Source organism: Cupriavidus sp. KB_39 (genome assembly GCF_052114485.1).
GTDB lineage: Bacteria > Pseudomonadota > Gammaproteobacteria > Burkholderiales > Burkholderiaceae > Cupriavidus.
The window spans coordinates 107,513-125,248 of the sequence record NZ_JBFREV010000002.1 but is presented as its reverse complement, the minus strand read 5'-3'; the positions used below and the strand labels follow the sequence as shown (position 1 = coordinate 125,248).

At 65.0% G+C, this 17,736-nt stretch carries 19 protein-coding genes; 12 read left to right on the top strand and 7 right to left on the bottom strand.

Going from position 1 to position 17,736, the window contains the following annotated elements; genetic code table 11:
- Window positions 1-4: 4 nt before the first annotated feature.
- On the bottom strand, window positions 5-169 hold the full coding sequence (locus AB4Z27_RS01895; RefSeq protein ID WP_177219874.1) for a hypothetical protein: 165 nt from the start codon (window positions 167-169) through the stop codon (window positions 5-7).
- A 281-nt stretch (window positions 170-450) separates the two neighbouring features.
- On the opposite strand from AB4Z27_RS01895, the gene grpE reads away from it, so the two are divergent.
- Both grpE and AB4Z27_RS01885 read left to right on the top strand, forming a co-directional pair.
- Entirely contained in the window at window positions 451-1,023 is a 573-nt protein-coding gene (gene grpE / locus AB4Z27_RS01890) for a nucleotide exchange factor GrpE (protein ID WP_092292541.1), read from the top strand.
- Window positions 1,024-1,108: 85 nt separating this feature from the next.
- Window positions 1,109-1,525: a thioredoxin family protein gene (locus AB4Z27_RS01885; protein WP_441592037.1), complete on the top strand. Its 417-nt coding sequence runs from the start codon at window positions 1,109-1,111 to the stop codon at window positions 1,523-1,525.
- Here the strand turns inward: AB4Z27_RS01885 and AB4Z27_RS01880 are convergent, their stop codons facing one another.
- Entirely contained in the window at window positions 1,526-2,836 is a 1,311-nt protein-coding gene (locus AB4Z27_RS01880; protein ID WP_441643831.1) for a phospholipase A, read from the bottom strand.
- Window positions 2,837-2,964: 128 nt separating this feature from the next.
- Complete coding sequence (locus AB4Z27_RS01875) at window positions 2,965-3,396, bottom strand: DUF1841 family protein (RefSeq protein WP_092292547.1); 432 nt, start codon at window positions 3,394-3,396, stop codon at window positions 2,965-2,967.
- A 106-nt stretch (window positions 3,397-3,502) separates the two neighbouring features.
- Here AB4Z27_RS01875 and AB4Z27_RS01870 point away from each other — a divergent pair, with 106 nt between their 5' ends.
- On the top strand, window positions 3,503-4,438 hold the full coding sequence (locus AB4Z27_RS01870) for a DMT family transporter (protein WP_092292549.1): 936 nt from the start codon (window positions 3,503-3,505) through the stop codon (window positions 4,436-4,438).
- An 88-nt stretch (window positions 4,439-4,526) separates the two neighbouring features.
- Window positions 4,527-5,114: a malonic semialdehyde reductase gene (locus AB4Z27_RS01865; RefSeq protein WP_092292551.1), complete on the top strand. Its 588-nt coding sequence runs from the start codon at window positions 4,527-4,529 to the stop codon at window positions 5,112-5,114.
- A gap of 19 nt (window positions 5,115-5,133) precedes the next feature.
- Here AB4Z27_RS01865 and nth read toward each other — a convergent pair whose 3' ends face one another.
- Window positions 5,134-5,778 (bottom strand): endonuclease III, encoded by a 645-nt coding sequence (gene nth / locus AB4Z27_RS01860; RefSeq protein ID WP_441592040.1) that lies wholly within the window; start codon window positions 5,776-5,778, stop codon window positions 5,134-5,136.
- The gene (gene rsxB, locus AB4Z27_RS01855) at window positions 5,775-6,584 is read right to left on the bottom strand and encodes an electron transport complex subunit RsxB (RefSeq protein ID WP_441643830.1); all 810 of its coding nucleotides are present in this window, start codon (window positions 6,582-6,584) and stop codon (window positions 5,775-5,777) included. The genes nth and rsxB overlap by 4 nt, the downstream gene beginning before the upstream one ends.
- A 231-nt stretch (window positions 6,585-6,815) precedes the next feature.
- Between rsxB and AB4Z27_RS01850 the strand changes: the two genes are divergently transcribed.
- Window positions 6,816-7,451: a TetR family transcriptional regulator gene (locus AB4Z27_RS01850; protein WP_092292557.1), complete on the top strand. Its 636-nt coding sequence runs from the start codon at window positions 6,816-6,818 to the stop codon at window positions 7,449-7,451.
- A 77-nt stretch (window positions 7,452-7,528) separates the two neighbouring features.
- Here the strand turns inward: AB4Z27_RS01850 and AB4Z27_RS01845 are convergent, their stop codons facing one another.
- Together AB4Z27_RS01845 and AB4Z27_RS01840 are read right to left on the bottom strand one after the other, a co-directional pair.
- Window positions 7,529-8,770: a polyhydroxyalkanoate depolymerase gene (locus tag AB4Z27_RS01845; RefSeq protein WP_092292559.1), complete on the bottom strand. Its 1,242-nt coding sequence runs from the start codon at window positions 8,768-8,770 to the stop codon at window positions 7,529-7,531.
- A gap of 276 nt (window positions 8,771-9,046) precedes the next feature.
- A complete protein-coding gene (locus tag AB4Z27_RS01840; RefSeq protein ID WP_092292561.1) occupies window positions 9,047-10,243 on the bottom strand; it encodes an amino acid aminotransferase in 1,197 nt (398 codons plus the stop codon).
- A gap of 191 nt (window positions 10,244-10,434) precedes the next feature.
- On the opposite strand from AB4Z27_RS01840, the gene uvrB reads away from it, so the two are divergent.
- The 7 genes from uvrB (at window position 10,435) to AB4Z27_RS01805 (ending at window position 17,706) form a co-directional block, all read left to right on the top strand.
- The gene (gene uvrB, locus AB4Z27_RS01835; RefSeq protein ID WP_092292563.1) at window positions 10,435-12,510 is read left to right on the top strand and encodes an excinuclease ABC subunit UvrB; all 2,076 of its coding nucleotides are present in this window, start codon (window positions 10,435-10,437) and stop codon (window positions 12,508-12,510) included.
- A 61-nt stretch (window positions 12,511-12,571) separates the two neighbouring features.
- Window positions 12,572-12,793 (top strand): hypothetical protein, encoded by a 222-nt coding sequence (locus AB4Z27_RS01830; RefSeq protein WP_092292565.1) that lies wholly within the window; start codon window positions 12,572-12,574, stop codon window positions 12,791-12,793.
- Between the two features lie 38 nt (window positions 12,794-12,831).
- Window positions 12,832-13,074 (top strand): hypothetical protein, encoded by a 243-nt coding sequence (locus AB4Z27_RS01825; protein WP_092292567.1) that lies wholly within the window; start codon window positions 12,832-12,834, stop codon window positions 13,072-13,074.
- A 33-nt stretch (window positions 13,075-13,107) separates the two neighbouring features.
- Entirely contained in the window at window positions 13,108-13,596 is a 489-nt protein-coding gene (locus AB4Z27_RS01820) for a low molecular weight protein-tyrosine-phosphatase (protein ID WP_441643861.1), read from the top strand.
- Between the two features lie 59 nt (window positions 13,597-13,655).
- Window positions 13,656-15,752: a site-specific recombinase gene (locus AB4Z27_RS01815; RefSeq protein ID WP_441643829.1), complete on the top strand. Its 2,097-nt coding sequence runs from the start codon at window positions 13,656-13,658 to the stop codon at window positions 15,750-15,752.
- A gap of 109 nt (window positions 15,753-15,861) precedes the next feature.
- Complete coding sequence (iscR, locus tag AB4Z27_RS01810) at window positions 15,862-16,413, top strand: Fe-S cluster assembly transcriptional regulator IscR (protein ID WP_092292569.1); 552 nt, start codon at window positions 15,862-15,864, stop codon at window positions 16,411-16,413.
- A gap of 69 nt (window positions 16,414-16,482) precedes the next feature.
- Window positions 16,483-17,706 (top strand): IscS subfamily cysteine desulfurase, encoded by a 1,224-nt coding sequence (locus tag AB4Z27_RS01805; protein ID WP_304441456.1) that lies wholly within the window; start codon window positions 16,483-16,485, stop codon window positions 17,704-17,706.
- Window positions 17,707-17,736 lie beyond the last annotated feature (30 nt).

Sequence of the window (17,736 nt, the reverse complement as noted above, 5' to 3'; positions counted from 1 at the left end):
GGATTCAGCGGTTGTACGGGAAGTACGGAACGATGTAGTGCTTGAACACCGCCTTGCCGCTGCCATACTCGGTTTCACGCGGCGTGAACGCGCCGGAGGCGCAGATGAAGAGTGTCATCACCGACAGCGCGGCGAGTAGGCACACGGTAACAACAGGCAGCTTGTGCATGGCGAACCTTCCGAAGGATGCACCAAAATGATTCACAGCGTGCTCCCGTTATTTTTGTCATTTTTCATTGATAGATCTTAGTCATTGCGTTGCAGCAAAGCAATGAACACCAGATTGCATCAATCACGGCTTTGTAACCGCGTATTTCGGCGTCTCGCCCCCTTCACACTTGAAAAAACGGGGAGTGGCGCCAACTGCGGCTAGACTTGCCGGTTTGGCATCCCGACCCACCCGACGGCCTGCGCCAGGCGGGCCGAGTTTTAGATTTGATACGGATCGACATGGAAGAACAGAACCAGACCCAGACGCCATCTTCAGCTTCGAGCACGCCGCAGGCGGCGGACGATGCCCTGCGCGCCCAGCAGCCTGGCACGGACGCCCCGGCCGGCGATGACGTGGCCCGCCTCACGCAACAGGTGGCCGACCTGGAGGCCAAGGCCAAGGAAAACTACGAGCTGTTCCTGCGCGCCACGGCAGAGGGCGAGAACATCCGCCGCCGGTCGCAGGACGAGGTCAGCAAGGCACACAAGTTCGCGATCGAGAACTTCGCCGACAACCTCGTGCCCGTGATGGACAGCCTGCAGGCTGCGCTGGCCGACAACACCGGCGACCTCAAGAAGCTGCGCGAAGGCGTGGAGCTGACCGCCCGCCAGCTGGCCGCCGCCTTCGAGCGCGGCAAGATCGTCGAGTTGAACCCGGTGGGCGAGAAGTTCGACCCGCATCGTCATCAGGCGATTTCGATGGTGCCGTCCGAGCAGGAGCCCAACACCGTGGTGAACGTGCTCCAGCGCGGCTACATGATTGCCGAGCGCGTGCTGCGCCCGGCACTGGTGACGGTCTCGGCGCCGCGCTAAATCCCGCGCAAGCCGGAAACCCCCAAGCCTGACCCGACGCCCGGTGCCTGAACGCCCGGGCGTTGTTGTTTCCAGGAACCCTGCGATGTCAGACGACGCTCAATCCCCCCATCCCGATCATCTCGATCACCGCGCCTTCGACGCCTTCGCCATGCAGGCTGTCGACGGGAGCACCATCGACGCGGCCATCGCCGCCGCCGGCGAAGACCTGGTCTGCGTGTTCTTCTGGGGCGTGGACTGCTTCAACTGCGAGATGGCCAAGAAGGCGATGCTCGCCAACCCGGACCCGATTCGGGCGCTGAACCTACGCTGGCTGCACGCCAACGTCTACGAACACCCCGAGCTGGGCAAGCGTTTCGGCCTGCACGGCATTCCGGTGTTCATGTTCTTCCAGCGGGGCAAGAAGCTGGGCCGCGCCACGGGCTGGCACGGCCACGGGCAGTTTGCGTCCGCCGTGGCTAACGCGCGGCTCAAGGCCGAGGGCAAGCCGCTGGCCGGTTGATCAGCGCGACAGCGCGTAGCCGATACGGAACTGCCACGGCGTCTTCTGGTTGTAGTCGAGCAGGCTCTCGCCGTAGCCGTAGAAGTAGCCGGCCATCAGGTATCCCGCCGTGCCCGGCAGCAGCCGCGCGAGCGGGTAGGTGAGCTGCGCGTCGACGCTGCCATAGCCTTTGCGCGTGCCCTTGCGCAGCGTGGCGGCGAACTCCCACGAATCGGGCCGGCCATAGGCCACCAGCAGGTCCATGTAGCCGCGATAGTGGGCGATGTCCTCGTTGTCGCTCTTGCCGACGTAGGCGTACACCTTGGGCGCCACGCGCCAGTGCCAGTCGGTCTGGTCGCCGAAATACATGGTCGGCTTCAGGAACAGCGTGTTGACGCTGCGCGACTGGTCGCCATCGCGCCCGTTCGACTCGTGCTCGAAACCGGTGGCCAGCGAGAGTCGGCTGATCACGCTGTTCTTCACGCCCGTATCGGACAGGTAGTAATAGAGGCTGGGCCGGTAGTTGGTGTCGCGGAACGGGCGCGATTCGTCGTGCAGGTCCCATAGCGAGAACTGCGTGTAGGCGAAGTACAGGTTGTCCAGCACGCTCTTCGAGGTCGGGTTCTCGCCCTCGAACAGGCGGTACTTGAAGCTGATCTGGAACTTGGCGTTGGCGCCGTCGTGGCCGCCGAACATCAGGTACATCGGCTCGTTGAACGAGAGGCGCTGCGCGTCGCGCAGGTCGGCCGGCGAGGGCCCCGGCGTGCCGCCGTTGGCGGCGGTGACGATCGGCGTGACGGGTACGGTTGCCCCATCCGGCTGCGGCGTGCCTTGGGCGGAAGCCAGATCCTTGTGCTCCGTCGCGGCGTTGCCCGGGGCCGTGGCCGCTACGGCGGGTGCAGCGGGGACTTCGCCCGGCAGCGGCGCGCGGTTCAGCGAGACGACGACCGGCGCGGCGTCGATGCCGGCCACGTCGAGCCGCACCTGGCCACGCATGCCGGCCGGCCAGTCGGCGGTATAGGTGATGGTGCGGATGTCGCCGTGGCGCAGGTTCAGCACGGACGGGCCGCCGCCGGTGCGCTTCATCTCGATCCGCACGGGCGCGGCGAGATCGCCGGTGGCGCTCACCTGGAGCGTATCGGGCACCGCGTAGCGCCGCGTCGACTGGTCGGCGCTGACCAGCAGCGTGAGCGTGAAGGGGCGCGTGCCGTCGATCACGCGCGGCGGTTGCAGCAGCGAGACGGCGGCGTGCGCGGAAATCGGGCCCAACAGGGCGAACGAAAGGAGAGCCGCGCTGCCGAAGCCGGCGCGGCGAGGCACGGAGAGAGACATGGATCGTGCGCGTCGCGTCGGCGCAGGGGCCGGGGACACGTCAGAGTTTGGAATGCCCGACAGCCTAACACGTGGCTCGCGGGCATCTTGTGACGAATTGTTGGTGTGAAAAGTGCGGGGTAAGCCGGTCAGCCGGCAGCGCGGCGGCGGATATTGTCGACGTAGGCCTGCCCATCTGGCGGCATACCGGTGCGCTGTGCATTCCAGAGCATTTCGCCGAGGCATTCCATGATCTGGTGCTGGGCCTCGTGCTGGGAATCGAGTCGCCGCGAAAGTGCCTCATACGCCGCGCGAATGCCGGGCGGCTGATCGATCGACACCTGTTCGGAAATCGACAGGTGCATCGCCAGATGCAGGAACGGATTGGTCTGGCCGCCTTCGGGCGTGTAGTCGCGCGTGAGCGCGCCTTCGGTATCGGTCAGCAGCGGGTGGTATTCGGGATGCTCGTCGATCCAGTCGACGGCAATCACTTCGAGCGGGGTGAGGACATTGCCCGCCACCCGTTTCTGCCACGCGTCGCAGAAGAACCGGCGGACTTCTTCTCTTGAGGGATTGAACATGATGGGCGGTATTGTAAACGAGCCCTCCGAACGCTGCCGGCCGCCCGCCGCGCACAAGTAGAATGCGGGCTTCCTGGTGTCTCCTTCCCGCTTCTTCGCACCGCCCATGACCGCTTCCGCCACCCTCGGCCAGGCCCGCCACACGCTCGCCGGCGTGCTGATGATTGCGCTGTCCGCCAGCGCCTTTGGGGCCATGGCGATCTTCGCGCGCTACGCCTATGCCGCCGGCGCTGATGTCTATGGCCTGCTGGCGGTGCGCTTCGTGCTCGCCGCCGTGGCAATGGCCGTGGTCATGCGCACGCGCGGCATCCGTCTGCCGCCGTGGCGGCGCGTGCTGGCGCTGGCGGCGATGGGCGGCATCGGCTACGTCAGCCAGTCCTACTGCTTCTTCACGGCGCTGAACTACGCGCAGGCCAGCCTCGTGGCGCTGCTGCTCTATCTCTACCCGCTGTTCGTGACGATCCTCGCGGCGATCTTTCTCAAGGAAAAGCTGACCAACGCGGCGGTGATCGCGCTGGTGCTGTGCTCGGTCGGCGCCGGCCTGACAGTGGGCGGCGGGGAGGGCAGCCCGCTCGGCATCGCGCTGGGCGTGGCGGCGGCGGTGATCTACTCGATCTATATCGTGGTGGGCGCGCGCGTGACGGCCGGCGTCAACGCCATCGCCACCACCACGGTCATCTGCACCGCAGCAGCGGTGGTCTATGTGACGGTCGGCATCCTGCGCACTGGCGCCGGCGTGCCGCCGCAGTTCCCGGGCGACGCCGGCGGCTGGCTCGCCTTGATCGCCATCGCGCTGGTCTCCACGGTGCTGGCCATCCTGACCTTCTTCGCGGGCTTGCAGCGGCTGGGCGCTTCCAAGGCGTCGATGCTGTCCACGCTGGAGCCGGTGGTGACGGTGCTGCTGGCGGCAATGTTGCTGGGCGAGCACATTGGCGCCACGCAGGCCATCGGCGGTGGGTTGATCCTGGCCGGGGTGCTGTGGCTCACGCGTCGCGCCAGCGGCACCGCCCAGCCAGACACCGCCGTCGACGAAAGGATTTGAGGGACATCGTGAAAGCCGTTGCTCGGCTTTCCGCGCATCGATCGGTACAATCGCGCTTTCTTTCATCCAGAAACCGGGAAGACGCGCAATGAAATCGATCGATCAGGCAGCAGTCGCACAATTGTTCACCGAAGCCCGCACGCACAACGTGTGGCAGGACAAGCACGTGGACGACGCCCTGCTGCAGCAGATCTATGAAGCGATGAAGTTCGGCCCGACCGCCGCCAACAGCAGCCCGGCCCGCATCGTGTTCGTGAAGTCGGCCGCCGAGAAGGCCCGGCTGCTGGAATGCGTGTCTGCCGGTAACGTCGAGAAGACCCGCTCGGCGCCTGTCACCGCGATCATCGCCTTCGACAACCACTTCCACGACCAACTGCCGAAGCTGTTCCCGCATGCCGACGCCCGCGCGTGGTACGCCGGCAACACCGAAAAGATCGCGCGCGATGCGCTGATGAACAGCTCGCTGCAAGGCGGCTACTTCATCCTGGCCGCCCGCGCGCTGGGCCTGGACTGCGGCCCGATGGGTGGTTTCGATGCCGCCAAGGTCAACGCGGCGTTCTTCCCTGACGGCAAGTGGTCGGTGAACTTCCTCGTGAACCTGGGCTACGGCGACGCTGCCCAGCTGCATCCGCGCGGCCCGCGCCTGTCGTTCGACGAAGCCTGCCGGATCGTCTGATCCCCGCCGGCGCCGGGGCTTACGCCTTCGGCGCCGGGGTTTTCTCGCGGAACTCGCACAGCGGCTCGATGGCGCAATGCCAGCATTCGGGCTTGCGTGCCTTGCACACGTAGCGCCCATGCAGGATCAGCCAGTGGTGCGCGTCGTGCAGGAACTCCTTCGGCACCACCTTGAGCAGCTTCTGCTCGACGATATCCACATTCTTGCCCGGCGCCAGCCCCGTGCGGTTGGAGACGCGGAAGATGTGCGTATCCACGGCGATGGTCGGCTGGCCAAACGCGGTGTTGAGCACCACGTTGGCTGTCTTGCGGCCCACCCCTGGCAGGGCCTCCAGCGCCTCGCGGTCCGGCGGCACGCGTCCGCCATGCCGCTCCACCAGAATCCGGCAGGTCTCCATCACATGCTTGGCCTTGGTCTTGTAGAGGCCGATGGTCTTGATGTAATCGATCAGCCCCGCCTCGCCGAGCGCCAGCATCTGCTGGGGCGAGTGGGCCACCGGGAACAGCAGGCGCGTGGCCTTGTTCACGCCAACGTCGGTGGCCTGCGCGGAGAGCAGCACGGCAATCAGCAGCTCGAAGGGCGAGCTGTATTCGAGTTCCGTGGTCGGGGTCGGGTTGACGTCTCGCAGCGTTTCGAAGATCGCGCGGGTCTTGGCGGCGTTCATGCGTCGGGAGTCTTCTTGTTGTTGTCGGGGGTTGCCTGCGTCAGGCCGGCCTTGGCGCGGCGGGCTTCGGCGGCATCGATCTGGGCCTGCACGGCCGGCGACACATTCTCGGTGTTGCGCGGCGTGGCGGCCGCCTGTTTCTGGCGCGCGCGCTCGATCGCGGCCTGGATGATCGCCTTCTTGCGGTCCTGGGCGGCGCGCTCGGCATCGGAGATGACGGGTTCCGCCTGGAGCGCCTCCAGCTTGGCCGCGGCCTTGGCGGCCAGGCGCGCGTCGTTCTCCTCGCGCTCGCGCACCAGCCGGGCGCGGCGCGCCAGGTAGCGCGTGTGGGCGGCGTCGGCCTGCGCGGGCGACCACGCAGCCCAGCCCGTCTTGTCGCCCGTCACCGGAATCATGTCGATGCAGTCCACCGGGCACGGTGCCACGCAGAGATCACAGCCGGTGCACCAGTCGGGCAGCACGGTGTGCATCTGCTTGGCCGCGCCGGCGATGGCATCGACCGGGCATGCCTGTATACAAAGCGTGCAGCCGATGCAGCGCGATTCGTCGATGCGCGCCACGGCCCGCGACTGCTCCACGCCATGCTCCGGGTCCAGCGCACGCGGCGCCACACCGAGCAGGGCGGACAGCCGCACGATGCCCTCGGCGCCGCCCGGCGGGCAGCGGTTGGGTGTGGCCTCGCCCCGGGCCATGGCCTCGGCGTACGGGCGGCAGCCATCGAACCCGCATTTGGTGCATTGGGTTTGCGGCAGCAGGGCTTCTAGGCGGTCCGCCAGCGTGGCGGCGGCGTTGAGGGTGATGGTCACGACTGCGAGGAACGATGTGAGGGACGACTAACGCTTCTGCACGCCTCTGCGGGCGTGTGCGCGGCAAGGATTATCCCCGATTTCCCGAAACGGCAGAACCGGCGATGATTGGCGCGCCACGCCGTCGCCTCACCCATTTGGGCGATATGTGGCGGATCTTTGGACGAGGCACGAGCAATATATGCTCGCCCGTGCCATATAATCCCGCGCAACCGACCGACTCCGGAACCCATGTCAAACGAGCCAAAAACCAAGCGGGATCCCGAAGGCACGCGCCGGCGCATCCTGGCCGCCGCCACTGAAGAATTCGCAAAGGGCGGACTGGCCGGCGCACGCGTCGACCAGATCGCCCGGCGGGCCGAGACCAACGAGCGGATGCTCTATTACTACTACGGCAGCAAGGAAGGTCTGTTCCTGGCCGTGCTCGAAAAGCAGTACGCCGAGTTCCGTGCCGCCGAGGAACAGCTTCACGTGACCGATGAAGACCCGGTCGCTGCTGTCCGCACGCTGGCCCGCTTCGTTTGGGACTGGTACTACCAGCACCCCGAGTTCATCCGCCTGGTCAACAGCGAGAACCTGCACGAAGCGCGCCACCTGAAGAAGTCCGCCCAGTTGCACCAGCTGATCAATCCGGTGGTCAACGTGCTGGCAGACATTATCCGGCGCGGCCAGCAGCAGGGCGTGTTCCGCGATAACGTGGACGTACCCCAGTTCTACCTGACCATTTCGGCGCTCGGGTACTACGTGCTGTCCAACCGCTACACCATCAGCGCGGTAATTGGCCGCGACGTGGCTTCGGAAGACGAGCACGCGCGCTTTGCCGAGTTGCACACGGACATGCTGCTGGCCTTCCTGCAGAAGCGCTGAGCGGTTATCCCGGTCGGAAAAACAAAAATGCCCGCGAGATCATCGCGGGCATTTTTGCATTCGGCGTCCGGCTGGCTTCAGCGCGATTTACGGATGAAATCGCGCAGTTCCGGATAAATATTCTCGCGCCAGCGGCGGCCCGAGAAAATCCCGTAGTGGCCGGCCTTCGGCGCGGTGATGTGATGCCGCTTGGCCTTGGGAATGCCGGTGCACAGGTCGTGCGCGGCGGCGGTCTGGCCGGCGCCCGAGATGTCGTCCAGTTCGCCTTCGATGGTCAGCAGGGCCGTGGTCTTGATGTCCTGCGGACGCACCGGCGCGCCGTCGATCTCCCACGTGCCGTTGGCCAGTCGGAACTCCTGGAACACTTCCTTGATGGTGTCGAGGTAGTACTCGGCGGCCATGTCGAGCACGGCGTTGTACTCGTCGTAGAAGCGCACGTGCGCCTCGGCATCGTCGGCATCGCCCTCGACCAGGCTCAGGTAAAAGTCATAGTGCGAGGACAGGTGGCGGTCCGGGTTCATCGCCACGAAGCCGGCATGCTGCAGGAAGCCCGGGTAGACGCGGCGGCCGTGGCCCGGATAGTTCGCCGGCACGGTGTAGATGACGTTGTTCTCGAACCACTCGTACGACTTGTTGGTCGCCAGCGAATTGACCGCCGTGGGACTCTTGCGCGCGTCGATCGGGCCGCCCATCATCGTCATCGTGCAAGGGGTGGTTTCCTTGTTCGACGCCATCAGCGAAATCGCGGCCAGCACCGGCACCGTGGGCTGGCAGACCGAGATCACATGCAGGTTATCCGCGCCGATATGGCGGATGAATTCCTGAATGTAATAAATGTAGTCAGACAGGTGGAACGGGCCGACATCGGACGGGACCATGCGCGCATCGACCCAGTCGGTCACGTAGACCTTGTGGTCTTGCAGCAAGGTGCGCACGGTGTCGCGCAGCAGCGTGGCGTGGTGGCCGGAGAGCGGGGCGCAGACCAGGACGACGGGTTCGTCCTTGAGCAGCTTGATGGTCTCGGGGTCGTCCGCGTAGCGCTTGAAGCGCACCAGCTTGCAGAACGGTTTTTCGAAGACGGTTTGCTCGACGATGGGGATGTCCCGGCCGTTGGAGCGCACCGACTTGATGTCAAACGACGGTTTCTCGTATTCCTTGCCGAGCCGGTAGAGCAGTTCGTAGCCGGCCGCTAGGCGAGGTGCGCCCGGCACCAGGGAAAGAGGACTGAGCGGGTTGGTGAAGGTCTTGGCCGTCGCCTGAGCCCAGGCGGTCAGCGGGTTCAGCATGGAGCGCTGGAATTCGTGCAGTTGGTAAAGCATGCCGGTACCTGTTGCCTTTCTGTCGGGCGTTTGTGCCCGATGGATTATGCCCGCAATCGAACGGTCGTGCTTTGCAGCATACGCTTCCAAGTTACGCCGCCAAGCGGGGAAGACAATAGGACATTGGCTTGAATTCGTGGTGACAGACACCTACAGACACAAAAAGGCGACCGGGAGTGACCTCCCCGTCGCCTTTTATGTGGCACTGCGTCAGAACTGGTGCAAACGGCGTGTTGCTTTTTGGTGCAATGCGCCGAAGCCTTCGTGCTGTGATGCTTAGTACACTGCAGCGATGGCGTTGACCACCGCGTCGATGTTGCGGCTGTTCAGCGCCGCCACGCAGATCCGGCCCGTACCCACGGCGTAGATACCGTGGTCGTTGCGCAGGCGGTCCACCTGGTCAGTGGTCAGGCCCGAGTACGAGAACATGCCGCGCTGGGCCTTCACGAACGAGAAGTCACCCGGCACGCCCTTGGCGGCCAGCTTGTCCACCAGCGCATGGCGCATCAGCTTGATGCGATCCCGCATTTCGCCGAGTTCCTGCTCCCACATGGCGCGCAGCTCGGGGCTGTTCAGCACCGTGGCCACCACCGTGCCGCCGTGCGTGGGCGGGTTGGAGTAGTTCGTGCGGATCACGCGCTTGACCTGCGACATCACGCGCTGGGATTCTTCCTTGCTCGTGGTCACGATCGACAGCGCGCCCACGCGCTCGCCGTACAGCGAGAAGCTCTTCGAGAACGAGCTGGAGACGAAGAACGGCAGGCCGGAATTGGCGAACAGGCGCACGGCGGCGCCGTCCGGGTCGATGCCATCGGCAAAGCCCTGGTAGGCCATGTCCAGGAACGGGATCAGGTTGCGTTCCTTGACCAGTTCCACCACCTGCTTCCACTGGGCTTCCGACAGGTCCACGCCGGTCGGGTTGTGGCAGCAGGCGTGCAGCACGACAATGGTGTTGGCCGCGTAGGACTTCAGCGATTCCACCATGCCGGCGAAGTTCAGGCCATGGCTGGCGGCATCGTAATAGGCGTAGTTCACGACCGGGAAGCCGGCCGATTCAAACAGCGCGCGGTGGTTTTCCCAGCTCGGGTCGCTGATGGCGACCTTGGCATCCGGGTACAGGCGCTTCAGGAAGTCGGCGCCAATCTTCAGGGCGCCGGTGCCACCAAGTGCCTGGGCCGTCACAACGCGGCCTTCGGTGATCAGGGCCGATTCCTTGCCGAACAGCAGGGTCTGCACGGCCTGATCATAGGCGGCGATGCCTTCGATCGGCAGGTAGCCACGCGGCGTGGCGCTGGCCAGGCGAGCCTTCTCGGCCTCCTGCACGGCGCGCAGGAGGGGAATTTTCCCTTCGTCGGTGAAGTACACGCCAACGCCCAAGTTCACCTTGGTGGTGCGGGTGTCGGCATTGAAGGCTTCATTCAGGCCCAGGATCGGGTCGCGCGGGGCCATCTCGACGGCAGAAAACAAACTCATTTGGATTCTCGTGGTCAGCTGTGTAACAAAACGGAGGGCGTAGAATGCTTCGGGCTGCGCTGGCGGATCGCGTCGATGGCCCTACTGACAGGAACTGACAGTAGCGTGATGCCACAATGCTTGAAGCGGGTCCGCGCAACCCCAAGATTCTAGCGTATCCGCCAGTTTTTCCTCAGGTTTTTCCCTACCCTATGACGAATCTCGCCGAAGTCGCCCCGGTCCTGGACGAAGACAAATTCGTCACCTTTCCGGGCTCCCCGTTCCAGCTCTACCAGCCGTTCCCGCCCGCGGGGGACCAGCCCCAGGCCATCCGCCAGCTTGTGGAGGGCGTCGAGGATGGCCTGTCGTTCCAGACCCTGCTGGGCGTGACCGGGTCCGGCAAGACCTTCACCATGGCCAACGTCATCGCGCGCATGGGGCGGCCGGCCATCGTCTTTGCGCCGAACAAGACACTTGCGGCCCAGTTGTACTCGGAATTCCGCGAGTTTTTCCCGCGCAACGCGGTCGAGTACTTCGTCAGCTACTACGACTACTACCAGCCTGAGGCCTATGTGCCGCAGCGCGACCTGTTCATCGAGAAGGACTCGTCGATCAACGAGCATATCGAGCAGATGCGGCTGTCGGCCACCAAGAGCCTGCTCGAGCGGCGCGACACGATTATCGTGGCGACCGTGTCCGCGATCTACGGGATCGGCAATCCGAGCGAATACCATAAGATGATTCTGACGTTGCGCACCGGCGACAAGCTGAGCCAGCGCGACATCATCGCGCGGCTGATCGCCATGCAGTACACGCGCAACGAGACCGATTTCCAGCGCGGCACGTTCCGCGTGCGCGGCGACACGCTCGACATCTTCCCGGCCGAGCACGCCGAGATGGCCGTGCGCGTGGAGCTGTTCGACGATGAGGTCGACTCGCTCCAGTACTTCGACCCCCTGACCGGGCGCGTGCGTCAGAAGATTCCGCGTTTCACGGTCTACCCGTCGAGCCACTACGTCACGCCGCGCGATACCGTGCTGCGGGCGATCGAGGACATCAAGGTGGAACTGCGCGAGCGGCTCGATTTCTTCTACAAGGAGAATCGTCTCGTGGAGGCGCAACGGCTGGAGCAGCGCACGCGCTTCGACCTGGAAATGCTCTCGGAACTGGGCTTCTGCAAGGGCATCGAGAACTATTCCCGGCACCTTTCCGGCGCCAAGCCGGGCGAGCCGCCGCCGACGCTGGTCGATTACCTGCCGCCGGACGCGCTGATGTTCCTCGACGAGTCTCACGTGCTGATCGGCCAGCTCAACGGCATGTACAACGGCGACCGCGCGCGCAAGACCACGCTGGTCGAGTACGGCTTCCGCATGCCGTCCGCGCTGGACAACCGGCCGCTGAAATTCGACGAATTCGAACGCAAGATGCGCCAGGTGATGTTCGTCTCGGCCACGCCGGCGCAGTTCGAGAAGGACCATGCGGGGCAGGTGGTGGAGCAGGTGGTGCGGCCGACCGGCCTGGTCGACCCGATCATCATGGTGCGCCCGGCCACGACCCAGGTGGACGACCTGCTATCCGAGATCAACATCCGCGTGCAGGCCGGCGATCGCGTGCTGGTGACCACGCTGACCAAGCGGATGGCCGAGCAGCTGACCGAATTCCTGTCCGAGAACGGCGTCAAGGTACGTTATCTGCACTCGGACATCGATACCGTGGAACGCGTGGAGATCATCCGCGACCTGCGTCTTGGCACGTTTGACGTGCTGGTGGGGATCAACCTGCTGCGCGAGGGCCTCGATATTCCCGAGGTGTCGCTGGTGGCCATCCTCGATGCGGACAAGGAGGGCTTCCTGCGCGCCGAGCGCTCGCTGATCCAGACCATCGGCCGCGCCGCCCGGAACGTCAACGGCACCGCCATCCTCTATGCCGACCGCATGACGGATTCGATGAAGCGCGCGATCGACGAGACCGAGCGGCGCCGCATCAAGCAGATCGCGCATAACGAGGCCCATGGCATCACGCCGCGCGGCGTGGTCAAGCGGATCAAGGACATTATCGACGGGGTCTATGACCCGAACGAGGTCCGGGCGGAACTGAGCGCAGCCGCCGAGCGCGCGAAATACGAGGACATGAGCGAGAAGCAGGTCGCGAAGGAGATCAAGCGGCTGGAGAAGCAGATGCTCGACCATGCCAAGAATCTCGAGTTCGAAAAGGCGGCCCAGGTTCGCGACCAACTGGCCAAGCTGCGCGCCCAGGTGTTCGGGGCGAGCGGCGATCACATCCTATAGTGTCTAGGGTGTCCGGGGGCATCCACGCCGGACGGAGCCGGTCAACAACGAGGAGCGCGCCATGGTGACACAGTTCGAATACGGTGGTTACGCGGTGGTGGCGCGGGCAATTCCGCATGCCGGAGGCGGGTTTTCGGGCGTTGTGACGATCGCCGACGCGTTCGGCGAGGTCAGCGGTCCGACATTCGAATCGGAGACCGGCGCGGCGGCCACCCCGGAGGCGGCCCTGGCATTGGCCGAAGCCGCCGCCATGCGCACAATCGATGCCGGCGAGGTGAACTGACCCGGGCCAAGGGTCGCCGGCAGCACAGGAGACAAGACATGGCCTATAGCAGTGAATGGAAAAAGAGGGTTTTCGAGACGCACGAGATCCAGGTGCAGGTGAAACCCCGTTCGTCGATCGAGTGGGAATACACGGTGCGCGTCTGCCGCCCCGGCACCAATATCCGCGCGGCCGGCACGCTGGTGGAAACCGCGCCACCGACGGACCACTTCAAGACACCGGAAGAGGCGGAAGCGGCCGGCTGGGAGAGAGGGCGGGAGCTGGCGGTGCAGTTGGCATAGTGCCGACATCATCGGCAAAGTAAAATCATGCCGATGAAAAAATTCGCCATCCTGATGTGCTGCATGGGCAATATCTGCCGTTCGCCGACGGCGGAAGGCGTGCTGCGCGCCAAGTTGATCGCCGCGGGTCTTGCGGAGCAGGTCGAACTGGATTCCGCCGGTACCCACGACTATCACCTCGGGCGCCCGCCCGATGCCCGCAGCCAGCGCTACGCGCTGCAGCGCGGGTATGACCTGTCCGCGCTGCGGGCGCGCAAGGTGGGGGTGGCGGACTTCCAGCGCTTTGACCTTGTGCTGGCGATGGACCACGCCAATATGTCCACGCTACGCACACTGCATCCCGAAGTCAGCCCGGACAAGCTCCGGCTGCTGATGAGCTTTGCCACCCGGCACCCTGCCGAGGAAGTGCCCGATCCCTATTACGGCGAGGGCGATGGCTTCGAAACCGTGCTCGACTACGTCGAAGACGCCTGCGACGGTGTGGTAGCCATGCTGCGCGAACGGTTGGCGCTCACCCGCTGAGGTCCCCGCCAAGCCCCGCAGCCCCAGGCCGGCACGTTGCCGGCCCTCCAGAGATATCCATGGTTTTTTCCCTGTTCCGCAAATGGCGCAAGTGGCGCGAGTCACGCAATGCGAGCTTGCAGCTCGACGCCATCCTGGCCTCGGCCAATCCCGACGCCTTGCTCGCGGACCGCAACGCCTGGCTCGTCGAGCTGGGCTACTGGCTCCGGCGCGACGGCAGCCTGGCCGTCGATCCCGATCCGGATACCCACCCCGATCAGGCCAACGCCCCGGCGCGCAGCTATCCCGCCCACGTGCGGCTGCGTTACCTGCTCCAGGTGCTGGCGCGGCACCCCGATTGGGCGGATCGCTTCGCGCGCACCATCCGCTCGATCGTCCGTGACAACGATCCCACCTCGCTGTTCTGCGATACCGGCGTGGCCTCCCACCCCGGTTTCTGGGGCGAGATGGTCGATCGGCTCCAGGCGCGCTTCCTGCCGCCGCCGCCCAACCGCAACGACATGGCCGGCCTGTTCGCGCTGGTCTTTGCCGATGAGGCTGATGCGGATTGGGTCGATGGACTCGATGCCGACCTGATCGAGCGCATCGCGTCAGCGCTGCAATCGGGCGCCGGGGACGATCGCATCCAGCTCGAGGACACGCTGGCCGCAAGCATCCAGGTGCTCGCCAGTCAGGTGCGCGCCACCGGCCTGAGCCAGTCAATTCGTTCGCGTCTGCCCGGCCGCGTGCAGGACACGCCATTTTTCCGGCTCGACATGGCCATCGCGGCGTTGTGCGAAGAGGGGCTGGCCCATGACAACGAGGTCTTCGGCCATCGGCTCAACTATTTCCGCGCGCTGCTCGATGGCTGCCTGGCCGCCGCGCAGCATGTCTATGCCGATCTCGAGGAGAACGGCGTCTCCGTCGAGGTGGTGTTCCAGATCGAGCGCATGAAGGTCCGCCTGGCGCGGATCGACCTGCTGCTCAACGCCTGGGTGGACCCAGGCCGCCACAGCCGCCACGCGCACCTGATGGCCGAGCTGATCCGCTCCACGCAGGCCCGGCGCAGCATCGCGCATCTGGCCGGCTCATCGTTCGCGCAACTGGCGCGCAAGGTGGTGGAGCGGTCCGCCGAGACCGGCGAGCACTACATCACGCGGGACCGTAAGGAGTACGGCGAGCTGCTGCGCGCGGCGGCCGGCGGCGGGCTGGTCACGGTGGTCACGGTTTATCTGAAATTTCTGATCTACGGCCTGCATCTGGACAAGTTCCTGGAGGGCCTGCTGGCCTCGCTGAACTATGCCGGCAGCTTCCTGGCGATCCATTTCGCGCATTTCACGCTGGCCACCAAGCAGCCGGCGATGACCGGCCCGGCGCTGGCGCACCGGCTCGATGGCGTAGGGCGGCCAGAGGGGCGCGAGGCCTTCGTCGACGACACCATCGCGATGATCCGCTCGAACGCGGCGGCGATTTTCGGCAACCTGGCCGTGGTGTTCCCGGTGGCACTGCTGGTGCAGTGGCTGGCCGGAAGGCTGCTCGGCGCCAACCTGATCACGCCGGCCAAGGCCATTGCCACGATCGAATCGTTCTCGATTCTCGGCCCCACGCCGCTCTACGCCGCGTTCACCGGCGTGCTGCTGTGGCTGTCGAGCCTGATCGCCGGCTGGGCGGACAACTGGTTCGCGCTGCACCGCGTGCACGACGTGATGGCCTACCACCGCCGGCTGCGCTACGTGCTGGGGCAGGGCGGGGCGATGAAGCTGGCGGATTTCTGGAAGCGCAATCTGTCGGGCATCGCGGGCAATGTGTCGCTGGGCTTCCTGCTTGGGCTCGGGCCGGAGATCCTGAGCTTCTTTGGACCGCATATGGAAGTGCGCCATGTGACGCTTTCCACCGGTTCCGTGGGCACGGCCATCGGCGTGCTCGGCATGGATGCACTGCGCATGCCGTCGCTCTGGCTGGCCGTGGCCGGTATCGCGCTGATGGGGGTGTTGAACGTGGCAGTCAGCTTTGCGCTGGCCTTCTATATGGCGATGCGGTCGCGCAACCTGCCTCGCGTGGATCGGCGCGAACTCAGTGCGGCGGTGCGCAGGCGCATTGTGCGGCACCCGATGTCGCTGCTGATTCCGCCGCGCGCGGTGCCCGTGGCGGCGCCCGCGTCGGGCGATGCGGCCTGAAAAGCGTCGTGCCGGATACCGTGCACTGCAGCAGGGGTACTTGACTGATTTGGTCGGATAAATTTATACTTGAGCGAAACGATCAAGTATTTCCTTCTCCCCGAGCATCATGAGACTGACCACCAAAGGCCGTTTTGCGGTAACCGCCATGATCGACTTGGCCATGCGCCAGGATCAGGGGCCCGTCACGCTCGCTGGCATCAGCCAGCGCCAGAAAATCTCTCTGTCCTACCTGGAGCAGCTGTTTGGCAAGCTGCGCCGGCACGAGATCGTGGAAAGCGTGCGCGGTCCGGGGGGTGGCTACAGCCTCGCCCGCAAGGCCGAGGACGTCACCGTGGCGGACATCATCATCGCCGTGGACGAGCCACTGGACGCCACGCAGTGCGGCGGGAAGGGTAATTGTAACGGAGATGATGGATCCGGGCGATGCATGACCCACGAGCTGTGGGCCACGCTGAACCAGAAGATGGTCGAGTACCTCGACTCCGTCTCCCTGAAGAACCTCGTTGACCAACAGCGCGCCCGCCAGCCGGCGGTGCTGCACGACATGCGCGAAGACGCCGCACAGTCCGTGCCGGTGACGCGCAGCAAGGCCGAGAAGCAGGAAAAGCCGGCGCGCCCCCGCGTGGTGAACTCGGTGTTCAGCCTCGCGCAGTCCTGAGCAGATTTCAGATAGTTGGTTTAAACTATCGGTAGACAGTAAGCGATTAGCGGTCCCTATAAGGCAGTCATAACGATGAGCACCCCACATTTCCCCATCTACATGGATTATTCGGCCACGACGCCGGTGGACCCGCGCGTAGCCGACAAGATGATTCCGTACCTGCGCGAGCAGTTCGGCAATCCGGCCTCGCGTAGCCACGCCTATGGCTGGGAAGCCGAGCGCGCGGTCGAAGAAGCGCGTGAGCAGGTGGCCGCGCTGGTGGGCGCCGATCCGCGCGAGATCGTGTGGACGTCGGGCGCAACCGAGTCGAACAACCTGGCCATCAAGGGTGCCGCGAACTTCTACTCGGGCAAGGGCAAGCATCTGATTACGGTGAAGACCGAGCACAAGGCGGTGCTGGACACCACCCGCGAGCTCGAACGCCAAGGCTTCGAGGTGACCTACCTCGACGTCAAGGACGACGGCCTGATCGACATGGACGTGTTCCAGCAGGCGATTCGCCCGGATACGATCCTGGTGTCGGTGATGCTGGTGAACAACGAGATCGGCGTGATCCAGGACGTGGCGCAGATCGGCGAAATTTGCCGCGCCAAGGGCATCATCTTCCATTGCGATGCGGCCCAGGCCACCGGCAAGGTCACCATCGACCTGAACACGCTGAAGTGCGACCTGATGTCGTTCTCGGCCCACAAGACCTACGGCCCGAAGGGCGTGGGCGCGCTGTATGTACGTCGCAAGCCGCGTGTGCGGATTGAGGCGCAAATGCACGGCGGTGGTCACGAGCGCGGCATGCGTTCGGGCACGCTGGCCACGCACCAGATCGTCGGCATGGGCGAAGCGTTCCGCCTGGCCCGCGAGGAAATGGCCACCGAGAACGAACGGATCCGCATGCTGCGTGACCGCCTGTGGCGCGGCCTGTCGGGCATGGAAGAGGTGTACCTGAACGGCTCGCTGGAACACCGCGTGCCGCACAACCTGAACGTGAGCTTCAACTTCGTGGAAGGCGAGTCCCTGATCATGGCGATCAAGGACGTGGCCGTGTCGTCGGGCTCGGCCTGCACGTCGGCCTCGCTGGAGCCGTCGTACGTACTGCGCGCCCTGGGCCGCAACGACGAACTGGCGCACAGCTCCATCCGTTTCACGGTGGGCCGCTTCACCACCGAGCAGGAGATCGACTACACGATCGAACTGCTGAAGAACAAGATCGGCAAGCTGCGCGACCTGTCGCCGCTGTGGGAAATGTTCAAGGACGGTGTCGACCTGAACTCGATCCAGTGGGCCGCCCACTGAGCAGCGCCCAAAACAATAACGACCCCCATT